General features: G+C 68.1%; 3 protein-coding genes and 1 pseudogene. 2 read left to right on the top strand and 2 right to left on the bottom strand.

Going from position 1 to position 5515, the window contains the following annotated elements:
• Window positions 1–138: 138 nt before the first annotated feature.
• Together AB0D57_RS46970 and abc-f are read right to left on the bottom strand one after the other, a co-directional pair.
• A pseudogene (locus tag AB0D57_RS46970) lies at window positions 139–319 on the bottom strand (ATP-binding protein); the annotation flags it as partial.
• 55 nt (window positions 320–374) lie between these two features.
• Window positions 375–2063, bottom strand: coding sequence for a ribosomal protection-like ABC-F family protein (gene abc-f / locus AB0D57_RS46965; RefSeq protein ID WP_362088650.1), 1689 nt, complete (start codon window positions 2061–2063; stop codon window positions 375–377).
• An 827-nt stretch (window positions 2064–2890) separates the two neighbouring features.
• Between abc-f and AB0D57_RS46960 the strand changes: the two genes are divergently transcribed.
• Together AB0D57_RS46960 and AB0D57_RS46955 are read left to right on the top strand one after the other, a co-directional pair.
• Window positions 2891–3724 (top strand): PIG-L family deacetylase, encoded by an 834-nt coding sequence (locus tag AB0D57_RS46960; RefSeq protein ID WP_362088649.1) that lies wholly within the window; start codon window positions 2891–2893, stop codon window positions 3722–3724.
• A gap of 697 nt (window positions 3725–4421) precedes the next feature.
• Window positions 4422–4922 (top strand): lamin tail domain-containing protein, encoded by a 501-nt coding sequence (locus AB0D57_RS46955; protein WP_362088651.1) that lies wholly within the window; start codon window positions 4422–4424, stop codon window positions 4920–4922.
• The last annotated feature ends 593 nt before the right edge of the window (window positions 4923–5515 follow it).

Genomic DNA, 5515 nt, shown 5'->3' with positions numbered 1-5515 from the left:
CCGGCGGACGCCACTGTGGCCATGCCCGCGCCCCTGCGTAGCGTGGGCCTCACGACCGAGGACAGTGTTGGGCGGCATGAGCCGCGCGTCCTGCTCCCCTGGCCGTCACGGCTTCGCGACGGGGCCAGGGTTTGTTTGTCAAACCGGTCGTTGTTGCTGGGCGGCTTTGGTATGGGCGAGTCGGTAGGAATCGCTGCCGGTCTCGATGATGTTGCCGCCGAAGGTGAGGCGGTCCACGATGGCCGCGCAGAGCCGGGGGTCGGTGAACGTCTTGGTCCACGAGGAGAAGGCCTCGGGCCATGCTGTTCTTTTCCTTGCGTACGTCCCGCCCTTGATCGGCCATTCGGCGCGGACGGCTGGGCGGCTCAAGGTCGTCAGTTCTGGCGCGCCTTCTCGGCGGCCATGGGGAGTTCCAGGCGGGGCCCGGGGAAGCGTTCGCGCAGGAGCCGGTCGTGTGTCACCACGACCAGCGTGCCGGTGTAGCGGGCCAGGGCTGCCTCGATCTCTTCCACCAAGGCGGGAGCCAAGTGGTTCGTCGGCTCGTCGAGCAGTAGCAGATCGAGTGGCCCGGCCGTCACGAGCCGGGCCAGTTCGAGCTTGCGGCGCTGCCCGACGGACAGGTTCCTTATGGGAACAGCAAGGTCGGCGGCCTGGAAAAGGCCGAGCGCAAGGAGTGCGTCGGCGTGCTCGTCGGGCTGCCCCGCCTTGTCGGCTGCGAATGCCGCGAGCAGCGTTCGGGCATCGAAGGCGTCGTCGGGCGCGCTTTGTTGACGTAGGAATCCAACCCGGCGCGGTCGGCGCACGATACCGGCGTCAGGCGTCAGTTCCCCTGCCAGCAACTGGAGAAGGGTGCTTTTGCCGACACCGTTAGGGCCGGTGACGAGGAGTCGGTCACCGGGGGCGAGTTTCAGGGACGGAACCTGCAACCGCCCTTTGACCAGGACGTCTTCCAGGTGCGCTGCCGTTGATGTTTCCTCGGCGGTTGGCGTGCCTTCGACGCGGCCTGTGAAGCGCAGTGGCCTCGGAGGTGGCGGCACGGGGTGCTCCGTGAGCCGTTGCAATCGCTCGCGTGCGTTCCGGATGCGGCTTTGTGCGCCGTGTGCCCGTGAGCGCGCTCGAAAAGTGCCGGCGCCGCTGAACGCCCACGGCCCCTTGCGGGGGATCTGGGCCAGCAGCCCGATGCTGGAGTCGGCGAGGTGTTCCTGTCGGGCGACCTCATTGCGCCATTGCTCGTGATCCCACACCCACCGGGCCCGGGCCGCCGCCTTGGCGGCGAGGAAGCCAGCGTATCCATTGCCGTAGCGCCGTACCGTGCGCTGATCGTGGTCCACTTCCAGGATGGTGTCGGTGACGCGTTCCAGGAACGCCCGATCGTGCGTGGCCACGATGACCGTGCCCCGATGACGGTGCAGATGTCCTTCGAGCCAGGCCACGGCCTCGTCGTCCAGATCGTTGGTCGGCTCGTCGAGCAGCAGCAGTTCGGGGGCCAAGGCCAGGGTCGCGGCGAGCGCGAGCCGGGAGCGCTGCCCTCCGGAGAGGGTGCTCAGCACACGCCCCCGGTCCAGTGGCGCGTGCTCGCCGAGCCGGCGCAGGCTCACCTCGACCCGGCGATCCGCTCCGTGCCCGCCCCGCGCATCGAACTCGGCCACCAGCGCGGCGTAGCGCTCGAACTCAGCAGTGCCGGCCGTGCCGAGTGTGGCCTCGGCGACACGAATACGGTGCTCCAGAGCGCGCAGTTCGCCCAGTACGTGATCCACGGCATCGCCCACGCGCGCCGAACCGGGCAGATCGAGAGTCTGGCGAAGGTGGCCGATCCCGCCCGGTGCGATGACGGTCAGGCTGCCGTTGTCGACAGGCTCCTGTCCTGCTAGCAGCCGCAGGAGCGTGGACTTCCCAGAGCCGTTGTCCCCGACGATCCCGACCTTTTCGCCCGGCCGGACAGAGAGAGACACGCGGTCCAGCACGTTGCGGTCGCCGTAGCGCTTGGTCACCTCGGCAAGAGCGATCTGAGACGTGGTGAGAGGAGAGGCAGTGACGGTGGTGCCGACGGAAGCACAGTGCAAGAGCAGTCCTTTGCTCGGCGAACAGGATCGTGTGGCAAGCAGAAGGAGCACCAGCTGCCGGCCGACGAACAAGAAGTTAGACGATACGGTCCGTCTCGTCAAGGGGACCTCGAGGTAGCCCCGTCTTCGGCATGCTGGAGGCGGGCGAGGTCTGCGACACCTTCTCCCGCCTCCCGCCCCGCGCTCTGGGTCTCTCCCCGCTCTCGCCCGAGCAGGCCGACTCCCTCGCCGCCAGCCTGGCTGCCCTCGGGCACTCCCTCCGACTCAGGACACTAGGCGAAGGACGGCACCCAGACGCCGACGCAATCGAGGACCGGCTCCTGGACGCGGGGGAGAGCCCGGCCGCTGCGAGACGAGCAACCGTACTCGGAAGGCCAGTTGGACACATCGCCTCCCCGATGCGCGCCCTGGATTTGGTGTTCTGGGCGCCGGACCGGTGTGGGGTGTGCACCGCACTACACGGCCGTGGTGCTGTCACGGATCCTGCGCCCGCCCCCGCAGTGCGGCGGCGGGCGCAGGATCCACCCGTGCCTAACCGCAGTCGTTGTCAGCCCGCAGGTCAACGGCCCCTACCTCTGCAAGATCTAATGCGACGGGACAGCCTGCACCTCGTTGGCGTTGAAACGCCGACGCCTGGAAGGCCAAGCGGCCGCGGCGGGAACAGCCGGTCCGGCCTGCACGGTTGCATCGACCGAGGGACCGGCGCCGCACGGGCGGGGAACACGGAGACCACAAGGTTGTCCGCGCCACCAGGATCCGGGCCCCTGGATCGCGGTACGCCCGCCGCGCACTTGGACCAAGACGTATTTCTGCAGGAGGACTGTCTCATGACCGACCGGCCCTTGACGCTCATGGCAGTACACGCCCACCCCGACGACGAGGCCACCGGAACCGGAGGGGTCCTCGCGCGGTACGCGGCGGAAGGCATCCGCACGATTCTCGTGACGTGTACCGACGGCGGTTGCGGTGACGGACCCGGGGGTGTCAAGCCGGGCGATCCCGGGCACGATCCGTCGGCCGTCGCCCTGATGCGCCGTCACGAACTAGAGGAGAGCTGCGACGCCCTGAAGATCAGCGATCTGGAGATGCTGGACTATGCCGACTCCGGGATGATGGGCTGGCCGAGCAACGACGCCCCTGGATCCTTCTGGCAGACCCCAGTGCAGGAAGGCGCGGCCCGACTCGCAGAACTCATGCGGCACTACCGACCTGATGTGGTCGTCACCTACGACGAGAACGGCTTCTACGGCCACCCCGACCACATCCAGGCCCACCGCATCACGATGGCGGCGCTGGAGATGACCGCGCTGACGCCGAAGGTGTACTGGACCACGATGCCCCGCTCGATGATGCAGCGGTTCGGCGAGATCATGCGCGAGTTCCATGAGGACATGCCGGAGCCGGATCCTGCCGAGGCCGCCGCTATGGCCGAGATCGGCCTCCCCGACGATGAGATCACCACGTGGGTGGACACCACCGCGTTCAGCGGCCAGAAGTTCGACGCGCTGGCCGCGCACGCCAGTCAGGGCGAGAACATCTTCTTCCTCAAGATGGGCAAGGAGAGGTTCGGCGAGATGATGGGCATGGAGACCTTCGTACGGGTCCAGGACGCCACCGGCGCGGCCATGCCCGAGAACGATCTCTTCGCCGGACTGCGCTGATCGGCCCAGCCGACGGGGCCCGGGAAGCGCATCGACCGCACGGTGCGATCGAGCGGGTCACACACCCGGAGGCTTGTCCACGCGAGTTCCGCTCCGGCAGCCCGCGTCCAGGGCCCTCGCCCACGGCGTCGACGCGTGCCCGCACTTCCGACCCGACACCGCGCTCGTCCCCAAACCACCTGGCAACCGCGAAGGTAGGAGACCTGCGGGCTGCTGACTCGGAAGGTGCAGGACAGCCCAGGTCACAAGCCCGGCGGTCTGCTCCGATCAAGACAGACCGCCGAGGAAGCGACACGAAGCTGCGATTCGATGTCTTCCGCGACTCGCAAACTTCGGCAGGAAGGCTGGCCCGTTGTCCCCGTCACAGGGGGAGGTGAGGTTGCGTAGTTGGTCGACCAGGGCGGGCTGGGGGAGGGGGATGGTGCCGATTTCGGAGTGGTGTTGGCGGGTGGGCCCGGCCGGCGGCGCCACCGCAGTCGGCGCCGCCCATCTGCGTGATGTTGCCGAGCGGCTCATTGCGGCGGGCCAGTGGCAGCCCGGATACCCGGGCATCGTCAAGCGGGAAGCGGCGTTGGACGGCCCGTCGACCAGTCCCACCCACACCCCTCTTCGCAATGCAGACACATCAAGCCCACACGCTGATCACGTTCGGTATGCTCCAGGCGCTCCAATCGCACCATTGAGGGGGGAATTTCTCATGCCTACGCGTATGCGTCATGTTCTGACCGCGGCCGCTGCAGCGGGCGCGGTCGCCGTGTTGGCTGCCGGTCCGGCCCAGGCCACCGAGTACTCGTCCGCGCTGAAGGTCAAGGGCGTCCAGTACGACGCCCCGGGCGCGGACTCCAACCGGTGTTCCGGTGGCAATACCAAGGACGAGTACCTGACGATCAAGAACTACTCGCGCACCGCGACGGTGAACCTCAAGGGCTACGTCGTCAAGGACGCCGCGGGCAACAAGTTCACCTTCACCGCCAGCCACAAGCTCGAGCCCGGCGACTACGTGAAGCTGCGTGGCGGCCGCGGCACCGACTCCGACGCCGGCAACGTCGTCTACCGCCAGAACTGCAACTTCATCTGGAACAACGACAAGGACACCATCTACCTGATCAAGCCCAACGGTTCACGGGCCGACGCGCACTCCTACACCAAGCGCGCCGACGACACGGACAGCAACGGCTACATCAACTACCACGGCTGACCGCCCGGGCAGGCCGGGCCGTCCCGGAACGGGGACGGCCCGGAAGCCGTACGGGCCCCACCGCCTCCGGCAGGCGGTGGGGCCCGTCTCGTGTCCCGCCGGCAGCGCAGCCACGCCCCTCGCCACCGATGTCGTCCCAGCTCCGCCCGTACGTACACGCCCGTCGCAGGCCCGTCAGGGGTGTGCGGGCCGCGTGGGGGGTGGCGCCGCATTCCCGGTGACTGTCAGGGCCACCGGTCTGCGTCGCCTCGCCCACCGTCGGTCACGTGGCGGAAGCCGGGAGACGATCTGCATCGTCGATGGGCGTGCGGCCGTCGCCCTGGTCTTGACGTTGAGGTGAGCAGTCCTGCCGCTGCGTGTTGTCCTGGGGCCCGGCCGTGACGGCCCAAATGATTTGTTCTAGGCCGCCCCGCCCGTGATTCACGGTCACTTGGCATGTCTGATGGCCAGACGGCGGATCGGCCTGGGCTGCGGCGGGGGAGGCGGAGGTCAGGGCTGCTGCAAGGCTGATGACGGCTGCCGCAGCCGCGCTTGCGACAGAGCGGTGCAGACAGTGCAATCGCAGGGTTTTCATGATCACACCCTGGGCTGAG

The organism is Streptomyces sp. NPDC048275 (assembly GCF_040652275.1).
Taxonomy (GTDB): Bacteria; Actinomycetota; Actinomycetes; order Streptomycetales; family Streptomycetaceae; genus Streptomyces.
The sequence above is the reverse complement of the archived record's forward strand: the minus strand, read 5'-3'. Positions and strand labels throughout refer to the sequence as shown.